Source organism: Parafrankia soli (genome assembly GCF_001854695.1).
Classification (GTDB): domain Bacteria; phylum Actinomycetota; class Actinomycetes; order Frankiales; family Frankiaceae; genus Parafrankia; species Parafrankia soli.
In genome coordinates this window covers 1-1,212 of record NZ_MAXA01000184.1, presented here as the reverse complement: position 1 = coordinate 1,212, position 1,212 = coordinate 1, and the positions used below count along the sequence as shown (strand labels likewise).

Annotated in this window: 2 protein-coding genes; both read right to left on the bottom strand. The window is 73.3% G+C overall.

Annotated elements, in window-relative coordinates; genetic code table 11:
• Positions 1–593, bottom strand: a 593-nt coding sequence (locus tag BBK14_RS15005; RefSeq protein ID WP_071063026.1) for a hypothetical protein, incomplete at its 3' end; no start/stop codon positions are given.
• Positions 590–847: a hypothetical protein gene (locus tag BBK14_RS38305; RefSeq protein WP_071063024.1), complete on the bottom strand. Its 258-nt coding sequence runs from the start codon at positions 845–847 to the stop codon at positions 590–592. The genes BBK14_RS15005 and BBK14_RS38305, both read right to left, overlap by 4 nt.
• Positions 848–1,212: the final 365 nt, after the last annotated feature.

Here is a 1,212-nt window from a genome sequence, read left to right as displayed (position 1 = left end):
CGGCGACCGGAGGTGATCACCGCTGCGGACAGGCCCAGCGCCCAGCCGTCGTGGTCATCCAGTACGGCGGAGACCGGCCGGTCTGTCCGGTCGGGGTCGCCAGGTGAGTGGTGGCGGGTCACCCACGTGTCCAGCGACGCGGCGACCTCGCCCGGCGCGGTGGCCGCGTCGGGCAGCTGCGGGTTGAGGATCCGCCCGCCGCCACCGGGCAGGTAGGGCACGTCCAGGCCCCGCTCCCAGTCCGCGATCCGGGTCCGGAACCGCTCCTGTGCCGCCTGCCGGGAGATGCCCAGCGCCTCTCCGATCTCTTCCCAGGTCGTGCCGCGTGCCCGCGCGGCGACCACCGCGGCCGCCAGCACCTCCTGGGCGTCGGACACCAGCCGCTGGGCGTACTCGACCAGCCCGGCCGGGGAGCCGTAGCCGTCCGCGCTGGTGGGCACCAGGCCCCCGGCGACCCGCGCCGCCTCGGCGGCCGCGGACGACAGCGACAACCGCGCCAGCACCGCCGGCGGTGTCGAGAAGTGCCCGCCGGCGCGCAGCCGGTCGTAGACGGCCTCGCCCAGCGGGTCGGTCGTGTGCTCGTGCCCGGTCATGCCTGTGCCTCCAGGGGGGCGATCATCGCCTCGTACCGGGCCAGCGCCGCCTGCACGTCGGGTGCGGTACGCACCCGGGTCACCGCGCCGACGACGTCGAGCAGCCAGCTCTCGGCAACGTCGTGCGCCAGGCCCTCATCGTCGGCGGCGTACCCGTCGTCATCCAACGCCCGCAGCGCCTCCACCAGCGTCGCCTGCATGCCCAGCAGCTCCCGCCGCAGCGCCACCCGGTCCAGCTCCCGCTCCGCATCCATCCCCACACCTCCCATTGTCCGGATCATCTTGACAGCACCGACGGTAGGACGACCCGGGTCGGACGTCAAGATGATCCGGACAGCCGATCCGGGTGCCGGGCGGGCGACCCTTTCTCCCCCGCCCGCCTGTCAGGGCGCAACGTCGCCACAACACTGTGCGGTTGCGCTTGATACGGCCTCTGGTCTGGGGCGACGCTCCGTCACCTGGCAGAACATCGGTGATAGGGGGAAACGATGCTTCGTCTCGAACAGGCCGCGCGGCGCGCTGGCGTGGACATCCCGACGATCCTGCGGTGGATCGAGGACGAGCAGCTGCCCGCGTGGTGGACCGCGACCGGCTGGCGGATGACCCCCGCCGACGTCGA